14 protein-coding genes are annotated in these 16630 nt (G+C 48.9%); 3 read left to right on the top strand and 11 right to left on the bottom strand.

Translation table 11 applies throughout. The features are described 5' to 3' along the window. Positions 1-108 precede the first annotated feature (108 nt). Both NAC44_RS20620 and NAC44_RS20615 read right to left on the bottom strand, forming a co-directional pair. Positions 109-549: a hypothetical protein gene (locus tag NAC44_RS20620; RefSeq protein ID WP_250943500.1), complete on the bottom strand. Its 441-nt coding sequence runs from the start codon at positions 547-549 to the stop codon at positions 109-111. After that, on the bottom strand, positions 542-1255 hold the full coding sequence (locus NAC44_RS20615; protein ID WP_250943498.1) for a ParA family protein: 714 nt from the start codon (positions 1253-1255) through the stop codon (positions 542-544). The genes NAC44_RS20620 and NAC44_RS20615 overlap by 8 nt, the downstream gene beginning before the upstream one ends. Positions 1256-1824: 569 nt before the next feature. Between NAC44_RS20615 and NAC44_RS20610 the strand changes: the two genes are divergently transcribed. Genes NAC44_RS20610 through NAC44_RS20600 form a run of 3 tightly spaced genes read left to right on the top strand, consistent with a single transcriptional unit; the run spans position 1825 to position 5183 of the window. Beyond that, the gene (locus NAC44_RS20610; RefSeq protein ID WP_250943497.1) at positions 1825-2211 is read left to right on the top strand and encodes a plasmid mobilization protein; all 387 of its coding nucleotides are present in this window, start codon (positions 1825-1827) and stop codon (positions 2209-2211) included. After that, on the top strand, positions 2147-4957 hold the full coding sequence (locus NAC44_RS20605) for an LPD7 domain-containing protein (RefSeq protein ID WP_250943495.1): 2811 nt from the start codon (positions 2147-2149) through the stop codon (positions 4955-4957). The genes NAC44_RS20610 and NAC44_RS20605 overlap by 65 nt, the downstream gene beginning before the upstream one ends. 4 nt (positions 4958-4961) lie before the next feature. Continuing rightward, the gene (locus NAC44_RS20600; RefSeq protein ID WP_250943494.1) at positions 4962-5183 is read left to right on the top strand and encodes a hypothetical protein; all 222 of its coding nucleotides are present in this window, start codon (positions 4962-4964) and stop codon (positions 5181-5183) included. Between the two features lie 250 nt (positions 5184-5433). Here the strand turns inward: NAC44_RS20600 and NAC44_RS20595 are convergent, their stop codons facing one another. The 9 genes from NAC44_RS20595 to NAC44_RS20555 form a co-directional block, all read right to left on the bottom strand. Beyond that, the gene (locus NAC44_RS20595) at positions 5434-7485 is read right to left on the bottom strand and encodes a type IV secretory system conjugative DNA transfer family protein (protein ID WP_250943493.1); all 2052 of its coding nucleotides are present in this window, start codon (positions 7483-7485) and stop codon (positions 5434-5436) included. After that, positions 7424-8449: a P-type DNA transfer ATPase VirB11 gene (gene virB11, locus NAC44_RS20590; RefSeq protein WP_250943492.1), complete on the bottom strand. Its 1026-nt coding sequence runs from the start codon at positions 8447-8449 to the stop codon at positions 7424-7426. Before virB11 ends, NAC44_RS20595 begins: the two co-directional genes overlap by 62 nt. Further along, entirely contained in the window at positions 8433-9632 is a 1200-nt protein-coding gene (gene virB10, locus NAC44_RS20585; RefSeq protein ID WP_250943491.1) for a type IV secretion system protein VirB10, read from the bottom strand. The genes virB11 and virB10 overlap by 17 nt, the downstream gene beginning before the upstream one ends. Further along, positions 9632-10441, bottom strand: coding sequence for a P-type conjugative transfer protein VirB9 (gene virB9, locus NAC44_RS20580; protein WP_250943490.1), 810 nt, complete (start codon positions 10439-10441; stop codon positions 9632-9634). The genes virB10 and virB9 overlap by 1 nt, the downstream gene beginning before the upstream one ends. A gap of 1 nt (position 10442) precedes the next feature. Beyond that, a complete protein-coding gene (locus tag NAC44_RS20575; protein WP_250943489.1) occupies positions 10443-11132 on the bottom strand; it encodes a VirB8 family type IV secretion system protein in 690 nt (229 codons plus the stop codon). Positions 11133-11151: 19 nt separating this feature from the next. Further along, positions 11152-12177 carry a TrbL/VirB6 family protein gene (locus tag NAC44_RS20570; protein WP_250943488.1) on the bottom strand — a complete coding sequence of 342 codons (1026 nt, stop codon included), beginning with the start codon at positions 12175-12177 and terminating at the stop codon, positions 11152-11154. Positions 12178-12384: 207 nt separating this feature from the next. Then, entirely contained in the window at positions 12385-13095 is a 711-nt protein-coding gene (locus NAC44_RS20565; protein ID WP_250943487.1) for a type IV secretion system protein, read from the bottom strand. Between the two features lie 5 nt (positions 13096-13100). Further along, positions 13101-14228 carry a lytic transglycosylase domain-containing protein gene (locus NAC44_RS21300; RefSeq protein WP_274706988.1) on the bottom strand — a complete coding sequence of 376 codons (1128 nt, stop codon included), beginning with the start codon at positions 14226-14228 and terminating at the stop codon, positions 13101-13103. Then, positions 14228-16630 carry a VirB4 family type IV secretion/conjugal transfer ATPase gene (locus tag NAC44_RS20555; protein WP_250943505.1) on the bottom strand — a complete coding sequence of 801 codons (2403 nt, stop codon included), beginning with the start codon at positions 16628-16630 and terminating at the stop codon, positions 14228-14230. Before NAC44_RS20555 ends, NAC44_RS21300 begins: the two co-directional genes overlap by 1 nt.

Genomic DNA, 16630 nt, shown 5'->3' with positions numbered 1-16630 from the left:
GCCAAGGCGGGTCAAGAGCCTATGCCGCCTTTTTTCCCGTCAACCTTAGCAAATAGCAAGCGTCTCTAGGTAAAACTCAACTCAATTCTGATTCGAAAATAGTGTTCATTAATAGCCATTATCACGAAGGAATTGATCAATTGCAGCCTTAATGATTACGGTCATTTTGATCTGATTGTCGATTGATGCTTTAGCTAATCGTTGTTTAGTATCGTAATCGAGTGGGCAATTGACGTAATGCTTGCTTTCTCGATCTTTTTTTTGCTTTAGATCTTGAAATCGCAAACGAGATGCTTCTTGACGTAATGCTCTACTTGTGGAACGTTCACGCTGAACACTTTTGTCTACTGATATTAGTTTTGTCTCTTCGCGACCGCTAGCTGAATTTTTCTCAATTGATGATGACGAAATATCATTTTCTATTTCTGAAATATTATCCTCGATTTTATTTTCTATTTTTTTAATATCCGTTGTTCCGTTTGAAGATTCAGCACGTTGTTTTCGGGGGGCAATTATAAAATCACTCGCGGAGGTTTCACGTTTAGTCATTATTGGAACCCTCCAATTTCCCATTCAGATACATTTCAATTTCTCGCTTGAAGGATAAAACTTCGGCACGTGCTTTGTTAACAGAATCGGATAATTCGAGCATTTGCAATGTTCCATATCCAGTCCGTATTTCTCGATACGGATTGCGCTCTACCAATTCGGTCTCCATTAGGCATGAATTATAACCGCCCTTCTGAAGATTTTCGACAAACGGTCGGATGAGCCTATACTCTTGAAGTGCTCTGTTTGGCATGCTGATCCGGGTCCGATATATCAAATGCAAAATATTCCGTCCCACAGTGTCACTTATGTCTGCAACGTCGCTTGCGGCTTGGCCTGCTGCTAGAATCTCGTCTTGTGCTGGCTGAATTGGTGTCATCACTACATCAGATACAGCAATAATGGTATCACGGGTCACTGTGTCTTGCCCTGGTGAATCCATGATCACCACATCGTAATTGAGAGCATCCCGCTCCAAAATTTTACGTATGCCTGCATCCGTTGCAGAGACAACAAGCGATATATTGGCCGGTTCATTGCTTTTGTCGATTGATCGCTTAAGCCACGTTGAAAGATTTTGTCGTCCGTCAGCGTCAATCAGTAAGACCTTTTTGCCCTCCAGAGCATATTCACCCGCAACTAATATAACAGCCGTTGTTTTACCAGCTCCACCCTTACCACTGACAGCGGATATACGGATTGTCATTGTGACCTCTAATATATGTTGATCTGAATATAATCGCTTCGCTCCTTAGAGCTGAAAACACGAACACATCGATTTTAAGATGTTAACATCGTTACGAATACACGATGCTAACATACTGTTTATATGATCTTATAAACGATGTGTCCATGCGGTGTTAATGATTTCCAATAGCATCTTTAAACATGTAACACCTATATCATGACAACGATCTTTCACACGGTATAGACACTTGGCTCAAAAACACGATTTGTCGGATCGAAAATATCACACGATAATATCGTGTGATATTTTTGAAGTGTTCACCGCTTTAGTGAACCCTGGAGCCGCGCATTCGCAAATTCGGTCGGACGCGCACAGGCCGAAAGGAGAAAAGCGGAGCGAACCTTTTGGCCGAGCACGGCTGTCCGATGCAGGCGAAAGCGGAAACAGCAGGTGAACCTTGGTGAGCGCCCCCCGGAGGTCTTTTCTTAGAATTGATTTGGCAGGATACGCAAAAATGTGGTACATTTTGCAATAGTCATTATGCAGACTATTATAATATATTTATCTCTAATGTTTTGGGTTCGTTAATGCGTGAAGTTCTCGACCAAACAGTCAAGATCAGAATGAGCAAACGTCAGAAGGATAAAGTTGAGGCTGCTGCTAGAGAGGCGGGGGTGAATCCGTCTTCTTTCTACAGGTCGGTTGTTCTGGAAGGGGCGGGTATCAGCCCATTTTTTACCGAACAGGACATTCGTATCCTTGCAAAAATTCTTTCGGATATGCGCAAGATTGGCGTCAACATCAACCAGATTGCCCGCGCCTTGAACAGCAATAGGCAAGTGCATTCAGACGAGATTTTGACCCAGCTTAAGAACGTTCTTGCTGTACACGAACGCGTTGATAGTGAGCTTGTTTATCTTCGATCCGTTGCGCCTCGCAGGCGGCGTGGTGAGGTTGATGATAGCCGTGACTGATCAGGATGATATCTATCTCTGGCTTCGCAAAGCTGCCGCAGACGATGAGATCGAGGACGAGCTTTTTAACCAAAAGGGGCGTGGTCAATCTTACGTTCTGCCGTCTCGGTTGCCAAAGTCGAACGATCAAGGGCCCGCTCACGAGCCAAGCGAAGCAGCCCGCCGTTTCACTTCTCTTGCTTCAGGCGCTCAGCCTGCCGTTGTGAAAATCGTAAGTTATGCCGGAACGCAGCGGCTTTCCGCGATGGTCAATTATATTTCCAGAAGTGGGGGTATCAAGCTGGAGGACCAGAATGGGGAGATACTGGAAACCCGTGAGCAACTGAACGGATTGGGTGAGGCGTGGGAAGGGTATCTTGATCACAGAGGCGAGAGTAAAGACGTTGGTGTTTTTTCAATGGAGCTGGAGGCTTATCCGTTTGGGAGTGAGGATGACGCCCATGCGGCAGCTCAAGAAGCAATTAGAGCAGCGGTTGGACCGGATCGGCGCTTTGGCTACCATTTTTTGGCGGCAGCACCAGGCCGACTATCCGTTCAAGGCATTCTGGTTTTGAGCGATCAGCAAGGAACGCGCTTGACCGCAGATGCGGAAGGGGCGCGTGCTGTTGAACAGCGCTATCGGGATAGTGAGCCTGGTCCGACATATCCTGCAAGATTCTCGTTTCATTCGTCTGGTCACGGCGTCGATTACGCGACGGCAAAGATGCGTCAGATGCTCGATGAGGCTGACAGTTTGAGAGACGACAAGAACAGGATCATTGACGATCGAAAGCAGGCTGCGGCGATTGTCCAGCGCGAATGGCGCAAGCCGATGCAGAGCCGGCGGGGTCGTGACATCATGCATCTGATCGTCTCTGCCAGAGCTGGAACGGATGAGGCTGCGTTCGAGCGGGCCGCCCGGGATTTTCTTGCTCAAACCTTCAGCCGTCATAAATACGTATTTTCTCAGCATGATCCTTTCAGCGATACGAAGGGAAAGGCGGAAGGCGGCCAGCGCGATCATATCCACGTTCACGCACTGATCACGATGAAAGATCGTGATGGCCGGCGTTTACGCACGTCGCCAGCCTTGCTTAAGGCATGGCGCACTGATTTGGCGCAAAAAGCGCGTGAGCATGGTATCGCGATGGAAGTGACGGATCGGCGTGAACGTGCAAGCGCACCGGCCTATACACAAAAGCAGGTCAGAGCCATCGAGCGCGAGGGCCGCACCCGGCATATTGGCACCAGTGCATCAGCGGACAGGCGATACCGTCAGAAAAGGCTGGAGCATCCGGCGGTCGCTAAAACCGAACGATCGCTTGAGGTTGCGGCCAGTGCGTTGAAAACATGGGCTGATGTTATCAAAAAAAGTGAAAATTCGACGATATCGGCTTATGCGGAAAAGATGATATATCGCTTTGAAAAAGCATTGTTTTCAGATGAAAGTCATAGTGATCCTGCTGAAAAGAAGGTATCTTATATTGATACCGTTTATCGTTCGGCAATAGAGGGATTTAATATGCTGGATATTACATTGGATGAAGTTAAGCAGCGGGAAGCCAAAATTCAGGCCGCCATGCAGACACTAGAGGAAAAGCTTAAACAGGAGGGGAAAGACCCGGAGACTTTTCTTCAAGATGTGAAATTGACAATTGGCGAATATATGGCCGACCTTCATACCGTGGCGCGGCATAATGAAGCCAACAAAATCAAGGACCAACCCACCGCAAGGGCTGAAAATGAGGTCGCCGTTGATCCTTCTCAGCCCATTGCGAAAAACGAAGCGGGACGCGATGAAACGCCATTCCCGCCCGATCTCAAGCGCCGGTTCTATCTGGCGGAGAGCGATGATGTCACCAGAGTTTACATCGACAGTAAGGGCAAGGAAGAGCTGTTCCACGCTAACGCGCATGTTCTGAAAGCGAAGATTTTCCGCGAGGAAGCTGTGGGGCTCATGCTTGATACGGCGGCACATCGCGGTTGGACGAGCGTTGCCCTGAAAGGCACAAAGGATTTTCGTCGCGAAGCCTGGATAGAGGCTAACGCGCGGGGCATAAATGCCACCGGCTATCAGCCGAGTGAACTTGACTGGCAAGAGGTGGCAAAGCGAGAGGCACGATTTCTTACCAATGAGATTATTGCTACCGATGCAAGACAGAAATCTACTGCTGAAAATCAAGCAGTCGGAAAAGCGCAAGACGCCAGCACCGAAAAGCAAGGGAGGCGGGCATCTGAATCTGAAAAAGACGTTGCCGAGAATAGGGGCAATGGCCGCAGTGATGATGCGCTCAATTACGCAAGTGGCGTTGTCGGTGTCCTTGTCGATTACGGGCATGGAAATTACAAGGATGATCCAAAACAGGAAAAAACCGGCTATGCCGTACTCAATACGGGCCACAAGGAAATCCGTATTTGGGGTATTGATCTGCCGGATGCGATCGATCGTTCCGGACTTCAAAAGGGGCAGTCTGTTGAGCTGAAAGAAGTCGGCGTCCACAAGGTTGAAAAAACAGTCATCACGACGCTGGAAAACGGAGAGAAAGTCCGCGAAAATCGCATGGTTGACAGAAGAACATGGGAGGCATCCCTTGTGGGAGAAAAGCAACAGAATAGCGAAGAAAAACAACCTTCTAACGAAAAAGCTCTTGCTTCCGGGCAGAAGAAGAACAATAATAGAACATCTGATGAAAAACAGGTGGCTAAACCTAGCAAGGCGGCGGCCCAGAAATCGGCAACAAAGGGCCGGAATGATTTAGAAAGGTAATCCCATGTTTGAGCAACCACCATCATATCTAGTCCATCTGCATGAAAACCGCCAGAAAGGCGACACAGAGGGGAGTGCCCTTGGTGCTGTGTTTGGCTGTGTTTTGCTTGCCATGTTCGCTTTCTACCTGGTGGATGCTGGTGTACATGCTGTGATGGACGCGGCAATGTCACTATACAGGCATGTCGATCACTGGATGAGTCTCGTTCAAAATGAGTTCAGGTAATCATAGTCCATCGTCATTGAAAAACCGCCTTCGGGCGGTTTTTTTGTTTCTCACAAGGCTTCGGCAATCCCTACGGCGCAACCTTACGGGCGCGGGTTGCCTTCGCCTGCTGCGCGCGCCGCAACGCGGCGGCTCCGGCCTCAACGAGCTGCTCCCGCAGCTCTAAGGCTGGAAAACAATCTCCACCAGGAAGAAACCAAAAAGACCGGCTATCGCCGGTCTTTCATTCAATATGGCTTGGTCTTGCTGTTTAAGTCGCCGTTTCTGGATCAGGAACCGTTGCGTTAAACAGATCCTCAATCTCCGGTCTGACCTTCCGCGGCGCTTTTCGGGCCGCCTCATTGATAGCTTTTTCCAGCGCTTGAATGCGTTGGTTAAGCCGGTCATTCGCCTCCTGTGCCTTCATTTCGAGCAACGACAACTGATCGACAAATTGATTTCGTTCTGCTGGTTGTTCAACGGTATTTTCCTCTTCAACGTTCTGGTCCTCGTCTTCGTCCCGGCCCTGATCCTCTTGTTCGTCGTCTCTGCTATCCGCCTCATCGAGAACCCGCTGAAGATTGGGGGATGAACCAAAAGCACCGATAAAAACGGATGGGACCATGGGAACGTGTTGCTGTGCGTAAGCTTCGGCCTCTTTAAACGGATTGGTTTCATAAAATCGCAGTTTTTGGCACTTTATTGGTTTCTGCCCTTCGATAAGCAAAAGCATTTGTTTCTGCGGCATTTGACGAATTTCTTGCGGCATCATCAAAGCACGGTCGCGGATCGTCTCATTCAAGGTTGTGCGGGAATATCCGCCAATACCGCCAAACCCCCCTGATTGAGACCGTGAGTTATACCGGACTGTCACCTGGCCCAGGGCCTTTGAAACAAATTCGGCTGTGACATTATCGTTTGCCCCAAGAACCATCTGGTAGCGGCAATTGGCGAGCATCGAGGTCCGCTCGTGTTCGCCATAAATGCCATCCACTCCTTTCAAGTCCTGAATGACGAAAGCAAATTTAATGTTATACCCGGCGACATATGGCAAACTTGTCATAAGTTGTTGCATTTTTCCAAGCTGACGAAATTCGTCAAGCAGGAAAAATGTCGTCAAAGCTTTCTGCTCGTGCTTCAAAAGAAGTATATTCATGATTTGTTGGACAAAAAGCGCCATGAGCGGACGCAACAAGGTCATGTCAGACACGTTTGGTGTTATATAAATGCTTGATGGTTGTTTTTTGAGGTTATAGATCGCGTCTTTGAAAGCATGATCAGTCATTGCCGTAGAAGCGGCAATTTTCTCATTTTTCCACGGGTTCAAAGCTGCCTGCAAATCGGTCAAGGCCGATCCTGCCGTTTTTTCCGGCATCTGAATAAACTGGTTGAAACCTTGAATGGTGAACTTAGAAAGATCTCTTTCCCGCCTCAAAATATTTTCCATTTTCTCCTGCAAGCTCTGCCCGCTATTGATCAGATTATTCAGTTCCCCGAGATTGCGACGACCCTCAAAACGATCACTCTCAAGAATATAGCTGATCAGCGCGGCGGCAATCTGTTGTGCCAGTTGCGACCAAATCGCACCATCTCCGCCTTTTTCCGGTATGAGTGTCAGTGCGATGTTCTGAATATCCGTGGTCCTATCGCCAATGTCAGGACGAACGAAATCAAGGGGATTGTATCGATGTGAAAAATCTTGACCTGGAGCAAAGCGGAAAACACGATTTCCTTGCGAAACACGATAGCCGGCTGTGGCATTCCAGACCTCGCCCTTGAGATCAGTGACGATCATCGAGCCCACATGCATTAAGGCATTCGTGATGACATAGCCAACACCTTTACCCGATCGCGTCGGACCGATCACCAAGTGGTGGCCATCGTCCAAAGCCCGAATGATCCGATTGCCGGCTTTGCCGAAAATATGGCCCTTTTTCCTGAAAAACTTCCCAGAACTGATTTCGGAAACCGTCTGGAACGCTGCATTGCCCAACGGCTCCTTTTTACGGCGAAAAAGAAGAAGAGTAATCATCGCGGCTATCAAGGCAGCAATGAGCAAAGCCGTTGCGGCCGCCTTGCGAACGATCGCATTCCCCCAATAGAAATAGACCTGCTCAAAGGGCAAGAAAGGTTGAGACGAGATCGCCTTCAATAAGGTGGAATCGTGATAGGATACGACCCAGTAGAGGCAATAGACGATTTCAGCGATAAAGACCGTTAAAAAAAAAGCGGCAACCGCCGCTAAAATGACTGTCTTGCGATTAAATTCCATGGTCGTCACTTCTGGCAAAATAGATTTCTGATAGGCCGCGATGACCGCCATTCCTTGTGAGCTGTATGACGATTGGTATGGCGCTTTTGATATATCTTATAAGATCGTCACGGGTGAGCGTTGGCGCCGCGCCAGACTGCATCATCATCATGGCAATGCGCTCATAAGCGCTTGTTGGATTATCGGCGTGAACCGTACACATCGATCCAGGATGGCCGGTATTGACGGCCTGCAGAAATGATACCACCTCGCTACCGCGCACCTCGCCCAGAAAAATCCGGTCCGGGCGCAGGCGCAAGGATGCTTCCAATAAATCCTGAATAGAGACAGAGGCTCGCCCTTGGCCTCCCTTGGACGCAACCAGGTGAACAATGTTCTGATGCGGTGGATGAAGTTCGCGTGCATCTTCAATGGTGATGATCCGCTCGTTCAAATCCACTGCATGGAGGCAGGCATTCATGAAGGTGGTCTTGCCAGTTCCCGTCCCTCCGCTGATCAGCATAGTGACATGGCCGGCAATCGCTGTGCGTAGAAACTCCCCATATTTTTCCTGTTTCAAAAGATGGGATAGGCGCTCATCGATTTCAGAACTGCCGGAAGAAGAAAGACAGATTTTGTCGAACGCCCCTGTTTTCTCGTAGTCGTCAAGCGTCATGTTTTTCATGACCTGCTTGCGGATCGAGAAAATCCCTTCTCCTTCACAGGCTGGTGAAATGACGAATTGAATGCGTTCCGATCGCAATGGCAATGCAGCACCCAAAAGCGGGTGCTGCTGATTGATAAATTGCTTGGTGGTTGTCGCAACGCGTTCAGAAAGCAACCTGATTGCCGCGCCGTCGAGTTCTGGAACGTCATGACGTTCCATATAGATTGAACCCAGGCGCTCAATGAAAACGTAGCCCGGTGCATTGACGGAAATCTCGATGATATTTTCATCATCGAGAAATTTCTGAAGAGGAGAAAGAGCTTGCAACAGCGGATAGTGCATCTCTTTCGTATTAATTGCGACGTTCATGCAGTATTTCTTTCTCCGCTTCAGTGACAGGATCAGGATAAAAGGCAGAGAAATCCAAATCTCTTCTGACGAAAATATTGATCCTTGCGCCCTGTTGAACGTTAATTGTTGGTGGAATAGAAATCGTCTTTTCAAGCGTCTGATTAGACATTTGCGAGAACGATTCTGCCATTGTCTGGCGGGCCTGGTAAGCTGCACTGGTATCCGAAGTGCTGGTGCCGCCAGCGACATAGGAAGAAGCCCCGCCAACCATAGAAAGCAGAATGGCCGAGCCAAACCGCGCCCGCCAGTGATTATCGACATCGCCGGTCAGACCGGATCGACCGATTTGGTCGGTGCCATAGCTATCGAGCCTAACGGATACCCCATCATTGCGAATGAGCCGCGTCCAAATGATGAAAATCCGGGTCTGGCCGGTGGTAATGTCAGAATTATATTCGCCAATCAGCCGCGTTCCGGCAGGAATGAGGACCCGTCTTCCGTCAAAGCTGTAAACATCCGAACTCGTGATCGCCCGGATTTCGCCCGGCAAGTCTGACGAGATCGCCGTTTCAAGAATGCCAGGAATGATAGTTCCTTGCGCAACAAGCGCATCGATACGGGCAATTTTGGTGGCCGTTTGTGCCTGACTTCCAACCTGTGCCAGATTTGCAAGGTATTTGCTGTTTGAGTCGGTTCCGGCAACGACTGGCCCGCTTTGTCCTCTGGTGAGATCAGACGACCCACTCCCGCTTTGTGGCGATGAATAATCAAAAGCCATCATTTTCGACGTGAAACGTGGATCAAGCGCGTTGTCTTCAGACTTTTGTTGCGCCGGTAAAGGCGTTGGCGGAGCCGATACCTGGACAGGCGGCGGTGGCACATTAAAAGTTGTCACTTGCGGCGCTGGTGGCGGCGAAGGCGGTGGTGGTGGGAGCTTGAGAATGTTATCGGCAGGTGGCTTTGGCTTATCGAACGAGAAGGATGGGGGGGCGAAAGGATCGCCCGGCCTGAAATCCTCTTGTGTCTGCTTCTGGTTTTTCGGCGTTGGCATTGATGCCTGATAGGCAAAGAAAGACGCGCCTAGCGCCAGACCGACAAAGCCCAATAGAAGAAGCGGATTTTTCTTCTCCATCTTATGCTTCGTAATGACTGCTTCCTCAGCATCTTCATTGATGGATTTCAACATATCAGAATTGTTCATTAGTTGCCGCTCCCCCAACGTTTTACTGCGTTAGGCTCGAATTTCGGGCCGAATACATCTTTTCGCGGGCCGTTCATGTCAGGACGTGAGAGGTTGAAAATGCAAACGTAAAGTTCGCCGTCGCGCAGCGTATATTGCTTTGCGACACCATCAACGACGATATACCGTCCTTCGGTCCTGAAATTGACAAGGCTTTCCTTGTAGTCTTGACCGACGGCGAAGATCGCCGGGATCTTCCCGACAAATCGGAAAAAGGTTTTTTTCCCGTCATCAAACATTTCGACGGGCTTCAGAGATTTCGTGCCAGAATATGAATAATTATAATTCACATTGCTCTTATCGATACCGGCAATGTTCGGATGCGCGGCCCTGTATTGGGCTTCTTTCAGAACCGCCAATCTCTTCTGGTTTTCGGGATAAATAAACCTGACGCCATAGATCTTATCATGATCGCTAGGAGCGTGATCATGTAGTTCAAGGAAATAGACGTGCTGATCGGTCACAACGGTTAGATTGGTTTCAGCATTCTTGGCGACAGGCTTGAGAAACAGCATGTTTTTCGCATTGTTCGGCATGATCTGCCATGACTGCGTATCGCCGAGAGCAACTGTCTCGAATTTTTCCGCTGGATCAAACATCAAAACCGTCGAAATGCCGTAAGTGGCGTCAATCCTGACGACATTGTTTTCCTGATAGACAACAGAGCGAATCTTGCTGTCCAGATTGCCGGCTTTTGGCGCTTCCATCGCCAAAGCCGGTAGCGGTGCGGCAATCGACAGGGCCGCAAGAATTGCGATATGTTTTTTCATCTTATTGACCCGCAGTAACGGTTTCTTGGTCGCGCCGGTAACTTGTGACCTGGAACCCTAGCGGGTTATCAAAGCGCCACTGATTCTTCTCGGGCTGACTGGTGTAGCGGAACCGCACAACCGAAACCCAATGCCGGACAATGGTTTTGGTGTCGGTCTTTTCTTCGGTAGAGAAGCGGACTAGTGCGGTCGTATCATTGCCAAAACTGACGCTCTTGATCTCGACAAGAACATTGGTGTTTTTGCCGTAAACCTTGACCGGACTTTTCTCGTTCGTGTCGGCATAAAGCTCAGCCAAATCCTTCGCCGCCTGCCCGGTAGACAAAAGAGCCGCCAGCTTGAAATTATCGCTCACCGACAACGGATCGTAGCCCTCACGGGCCCGGATATAGCGCACTACATTCGCCTGCGTCACGGCCTGGCGATCCGTCATGGACAATGCGTCAACCGAGGCATTCCGCTCGTTGAGGATTTGCGTGTAGCCGGTCGTTTTATCGACTTCAATGATGTAGGGTTCAAAGGTTTTTAGGGGCGCAAGCCCGTAGAGCGCCAGCGCGCAAAGGCCGGCCACGACGAGGCTCAAAAGCGAAAAGAGGATGGAAAGCCACAAAACGACAGCCCGATAGCGACGGTTTTGCTCTTCCCAAACGGTGCCTTGATGAAAATAAGGCTCTATCTTTTGATTTTTCATTTTTACTCAACTCTCTGAATTAAAGCGGAAGAGACTGGTTTTGAATGCGATCTTGCAAGGCGCTTGCACTTGTGCTGGCACCATTATTAGAGACGGAACCGCCGCCACTTCCGTCTGACTTGCTACCCCGCTTGGCTGCTGCCCAAGCCGCCTTACTACCCCGCTTGGCTGCTCTCCAAGCTAAAGCGCCCGCAAGTGCTGGTGCCGCGCCCGCAAATGCAGCGCCATTAATAGCAAAACCACCGGCAATGCCTTGTGCAAGCGTTTGAACGTGAAGAAGAATATAGACGCCAGCCGCGCAAATTAAAAGGAAAGGGCCTAAATCCGATATTTGTATAGTCATGCTAGATGCTGCAACTTGAAGATTATTCATCGTTGTTTCTACTGAAGAAATCATAAAAGAAGATACTATGTAAACAAATAATTGAAGAAAAGCGTATAATAGCAATTGATTAAACCATGATTGAGATAATCCCTTTGTGCTTTCAAAGAGATAAAGTGAAATAAATATTGGTGCAGTTCCAATCAGAACCCAGATCATAACTTTTGAAAGTATGATGAGCGCCAGCGCTATTGCAATAAATATACATGCAACTACATAAAGTGTAATTGCAAGCAATCCAGGCAGAATAGAGAAATAGCCTGCGCGCTTGACAATGGAAATTCCGACTTCGTTCGCCACCTCCCAGATCGTTGTCAGGCCAGAGGTTGCGTCCGATACGCTGGAATGCGTGAAGGTCAGAATAGACTTGCCAACGGTTTCAGGCGCAAGATTGATCCATTGATAGAAAAGCTGATCAAAAAGACCCCATGACTGAATTAAAGCGATGATCAGCGACATGCGAGTGATACGGAACAATATCTCCCTGCCGGTCAAAGACGTGGCGCCGGTCATCAACAGGAGGCCAAAATGTGCAACATAAAGGACGCAGCCGGCATCAAGCGCCGGTGCAATATTCGTCGAAACAGCCTGATATGCTTCCTGCGAAAAATTTGCCCCCATATTGTCAATAGAGGTGAGAATGGAGCTGATAAAATCAGTCATTTGCTTAGACCATTCTGGATTTCGGGAAAGGTTTGTATCTGCCCACCATTCACTGACGGGCTGTTGACAGGGCCGTCGATCGTGCAGCCGTCACCGTGAAAGCCGTTAGATGCACTGTAAGCGAGTTTGCATGGCGCAGTTCTTTCCACAGTACCGCATCCAGCTAGAGAAACGAGGGCGATCAGCGGAACGAACCGCAAAGCTGGTTTAATTCGCATAGGTCAACACTTTCGATGTATTGGATATATCAGTCAAAATTCGCTGGTTTTCCGCTTGGAGCGAAGTCACGGCACCATTCATCACCCCGACAAGCTCGTTCATGGTCAAACCGCTTTGAACCTGAAGCTGAGTGTTCTGATCAATGGAACCTTTAATATCGGGCGCAGAACCGACCTTGCCGGCTGCTGTCTGAAACGCGGTCTTCCGCTGATCAACTGCCTGTTGAACTCCCGTCACCATGGCAGAGATTGAGGCAACGGTGCCTAAAAGCTGCTGATATGATTGATCCCCTGAAAAACTTGAATTTGTCATTCCGGAAAGATTTTTGACCAGTTTCAGCCCGTTGATATATTTTGTCGCAACTGAGGTAATCGAGCTGGACAGGGAACCAAAGTTCGGTACGCCATCCGATATGATGCTACCGAGCGACGGCATAGACGAGACACTAAAGCCGGACCCAACTGCAACCTGTGACAGTTCTTGCGACAGATTCGTTCGCTGACCAGTGACAGCATTCAACGTATTTTGAACAGTCGATAAAATATCCTTATTGGTAGAAAGGATATTCGATGTTGTTTGCGATGTACTCCGAGCAACTTCATAATTCTGCTCATCGAAGACCGGAACACCACCGGCATAGGCAACGCCATATAGCAACGAAAAAGCAATTGCTGTTGATGAAAAGAAATATTGCTTCATCAAACTCACTCCGATTGCATGGAAATAGTGTTGTCATTCTTGGTGGATTTAACGCAGCCATTGTCTGCATCACTCCAAACAAAACCCGCCTTTGCGTCGCATCCGTTGGAGGTTGTTCCGTTGCTAGAACCGCTTGACGGCAGACCTTCTCTCGAAGGCGCAGAGATGATTGGAACATTAGGCGACGAAAAAACCGACGGCATGAACTCACTTGAGCCGGAAATGGAACTCAGTTTCAGCGCCGCCTTATCGTTCAACATCTGCGAAAAGATCGCAGACAGTTGCATCACCCGGTCCACCATATAACCGTTAGCATTCCGGACACCCGCATTGGCGTCCCATGCATCTTGAATCGTCCCGGTATACTGGCTGCCCATCTGCTGGTAGAAACTGGCAACATTCCCAAGACTATCGCCAGTTGCCTGTGCCGTTGCCATTGCGGCAACAGTGTTGTTCCTGGCGTCACTGACCGCCTCGCCAGACGATCCGTAGTTCACCGGGATATCACCTACCGCCCCGCCGAAGGCTGGCATCCACTTTTGGGTGATGGAGGCAACATAGTTTTGTGTCTCTTTAAACGGAGGTATGCCACCATATTTAATTACGTTGCCCGCTCCGGCATTATAGGCAGCCAGAGCTTTCGCCGTGTCACCATTAAATTTGCGCAACTGTTGTTTCAGATAGCGCGCACCGCCTCGAAGATTGTCTTCGATATTGTTGGGGTTCACACCGAGACCTTGCGCAGTTCCAGGCATGAGTTGCGACAGACCAATTGCACCAACAGGTGATTTGGCGCATGGATTGAAACGGCTTTCCTGATAAACAAGGCCCATGAACAGAGCCTCATCCACGCCTTCCTCATCCGCCACACGCTTGACCATGCCGGCAATTTCTGGATTGGCCTGTGCCGCCGACACTGGATCGTTAGACCGACCATGCCGAAACGTCGCACAACTGACGCCGGCATGAAGCGTATAAGCGTTGCTTTGTGTTTGAGAGACTTGTTCCGTTGTCCCTTCTCTATCGTTTTTTGTCGAGAGATTGACCGAATCGATTACAGGAACACCGCCCGCAACGGCAGAAGATGCGGCGCAGGACAAAGCAGCAACAAGGAAAAAGCGCGCATGTTTCATCAAGCTTTCCCCATAAAATGGGGAAGCCAGTTTTGAGGATCGTCACCAAACTCGGCGCGAAGCCGATCCAGCTCAAGGACGGCCTTTTCGCCGCCACTCAAGACCTTGATATAATCCGGCATACCCGAGAGATCGAGGCGGGCAATAACGCTGGACCTGGCGCTCTTAATCAGAAAACATCTTCTCTCTGCCACGGAGTTTTGAACGAAATAAAACTCCTTCTCAGAAAGATTGAAGTCATTGATATAGGCGTCACGATTTGCCCCGTCATTCGGGAAATGAAGATGAACCGCCGTCTGTTCGATCAGCGTATGACCAATGGGCGATGCCGCAATGTCGTTCGGTGATTGCGTGCCAAAACCGACAATCGCATTGCGCTTTCTGAACGTATTCAGCATATCGCGGATGAAGGCGGTAAAGGCCGAATCGTTCAGCAATTGCCAGCCTTCATCCATGAAGACCATGACGGGATCGCCATCGAGCAATTCCTGCAACCGATGAAACAAATACATCAAGATCGGCCCGCGCACGGCCCCAAGCTTGAAAATCTTTGACATATCAAAACCGAGAATGCGCTTTTCATCGAGGTTAAGCATGTCGGTGTCGGAATTGAAAACCCATGCCTTATCGCCATCCACCCAGGACTGAAGGCGAGACGCAAGATCATTCGCGTGACCCTTGCTTTGGCCCTGAACGAGCTGCTGAAGATAAGAAAGCCGTCTTTGCGCCTTCGGATAATTGAGTACGGCGCCGATGGCTCGTTCGAGAATTTGCTCTTCTTCCGCTGCATCCGGACCACCGGAGACTTCCAGCATGATTTTAAAGAGATTGGTCAAAAACACGCGATTTTCATTGGTGTTCTTGATCTGTAGCGGATTGAAACCTGTGGTGAAATCGGGGTTCAGTATTTCATACTGGCCGCCCATCGCTCGAATGAAAACCTCCGCACCACGATCCTTGTCAAAAAACACCGCTTTAGGTCGCGGACGAACGCGGAACGCCTGCGACAAAAGAAAAGCCAAGGCGACGGTCTTGCCCGACCCGGATTTACCCGTCACCAGAAAATGACCAAGGCCACCTTCATTGTGGAAGGAAAAGAAAAACGGCGTCTGGCTTGTCGTTTCAAAAACGCAGATCGGTTCGCCCCACTTCAAGCCGGTGCGATTGCCAACCGGGAAGTTGTGCATGGATGCAAGACCGGCAATATTGGCAGATGACAGCATCGCACTACGGGCAATGTAGGCATGATTGCCGGGAAATTGTGCCCAAAAGGACGGCTCGCAATTCAGGTCTTCCCGAACCCAGGCAATATTGGCTTCGGTCAGGCATCTAGCCAGTTCCGAAACTGTCTTAGACAGGCCGTCATAGTCGCGCGTGATTGCAAGCAGAGACATATGATAGTTGCCAAACACACTCTCCTGATTAAGAAGAGCATTTCTCGCGTAAGATACATCATCTTCCACAGAAGAATCACGCGCATCGGAAGAAGAAATTTGACGCTGAATACGTGTAATACGCTCAAGTGCCATCGGCTTGTCAACAAGACTGAAGCTTTGCGTCAGAATAAATTCCTGACCAACATGCAGTAGATTGTTCAACATACCCGGTGCAGTGAAAGGCGGATATTCTTTAATGCTCAAAAACTGACCAAACCGCTTTTCTTCCTCAACGGCAGAACTAAGTTCAATTGTTCTCTTCGAGAAAAACAGCCTTGCCTGACCGATATATTCATTGATCGGCATCCGGGGCAGACGCATTTTGCGATCAACGCCCATCATGGCAAGCGCGTTGAAGAACTCACACGGCTCAGAATAAAAGCCATCCTCGCGCTCAACGATCGAAAGAATGTGCGGACCATAGGCCCGCAGCTCTTCTTTCATCGTTTGCAGCCGTTCAGTCAGATCAACAACATCTTGATCTTGATCATTGATCACGCGCGACCGGCCACGCCCTGAAGAGAAGCGATTCAAGCGATCGACCAGGCCAAGAACACCTTTCTGCTCAGAAACAACAACGGTCAAATAAATTTCATTAGTAAACATGTTCTTTTCTTGAAGCATGTCGAAATATTTATCATTCAAATTCTGGCAAAAATTATTTTGAAATTTACCATTATTCTCGATATTTATCTTTTTCCTGATGATGGTTGACCATATCGAATATTTCGACGACCCAAACGATTTTAAAATTGTATTGAAATGTTCAGAAAGACTATTGAGGCGAGATTGATCGATGGTCTGAAAATGAAGACCGTCAAGTTTGATTGTGCCAGCGATGGCGCCATTTTCTAGCGTGACAACACAATGATTGACATGCCGGCGAAACGGAATGTGCATGCCTATCGATCTATCTTTCAGAATATAGGACCCGTATTGCAGACCATCTTTGAGAAATTTTAGCAT

The sequence above is a fragment of the Allorhizobium sonneratiae genome (assembly GCF_023700755.1).
GTDB lineage: Bacteria > Pseudomonadota > Alphaproteobacteria > Rhizobiales > Rhizobiaceae > Allorhizobium > Allorhizobium sonneratiae.
The sequence above is the reverse complement of the archived record's forward strand: the minus strand, read 5'-3'. Positions and strand labels throughout refer to the sequence as shown.

What these genes read in the sequence shown, in the direction of transcription:
- NAC44_RS20570 (WP_250943488.1), bottom strand. Translation starts at nt 12,177, where the DNA reads ATGACTGATTTTATCAGCTCCATTCTCACCTCTATTGACAATATGGGG.
- NAC44_RS20575 (WP_250943489.1), bottom strand. Translation starts at nt 11,132, where the DNA reads ATGAAAAATCAAAAGATAGAGCCTTATTTTCATCAAGGCACCGTTTGG.
- virB10 (WP_250943491.1), bottom strand. Translation starts at nt 9,632, where the DNA reads ATGAACAATTCTGATATGTTGAAATCCATCAATGAAGATGCTGAGGAA.
- NAC44_RS20565 (WP_250943487.1), bottom strand. Translation starts at nt 13,095, where the DNA reads ATGAAGCAATATTTCTTTTCATCAACAGCAATTGCTTTTTCGTTGCTA.
- virB11 (WP_250943492.1), bottom strand. Translation starts at nt 8,449, where the DNA reads ATGAACGTCGCAATTAATACGAAAGAGATGCACTATCCGCTGTTGCAA.
- NAC44_RS20615 (WP_250943498.1), bottom strand. Translation starts at nt 1,255, where the DNA reads ATGACAATCCGTATATCCGCTGTCAGTGGTAAGGGTGGAGCTGGTAAA.
- virB9 (WP_250943490.1), bottom strand. Translation starts at nt 10,441, where the DNA reads ATGAAAAAACATATCGCAATTCTTGCGGCCCTGTCGATTGCCGCACCG.
- NAC44_RS20620 (WP_250943500.1), bottom strand. Translation starts at nt 549, where the DNA reads ATGACTAAACGTGAAACCTCCGCGAGTGATTTTATAATTGCCCCCCGA.
- NAC44_RS20595 (WP_250943493.1), bottom strand. Translation starts at nt 7,485, where the DNA reads ATGGCGGTCATCGCGGCCTATCAGAAATCTATTTTGCCAGAAGTGACG.
- NAC44_RS20555 (WP_250943505.1), bottom strand. Translation starts at nt 16,630, where the DNA reads ATGCTAAAATTTCTCAAAGATGGTCTGCAATACGGGTCCTATATTCTG.
- NAC44_RS20600 (WP_250943494.1), top strand. Translation starts at nt 4,962, where the DNA reads ATGTTTGAGCAACCACCATCATATCTAGTCCATCTGCATGAAAACCGC.
- NAC44_RS21300 (WP_274706988.1), bottom strand. Translation starts at nt 14,228, where the DNA reads ATGAAACATGCGCGCTTTTTCCTTGTTGCTGCTTTGTCCTGCGCCGCA.
- NAC44_RS20610 (WP_250943497.1), top strand. Translation starts at nt 1,825, where the DNA reads ATGCGTGAAGTTCTCGACCAAACAGTCAAGATCAGAATGAGCAAACGT.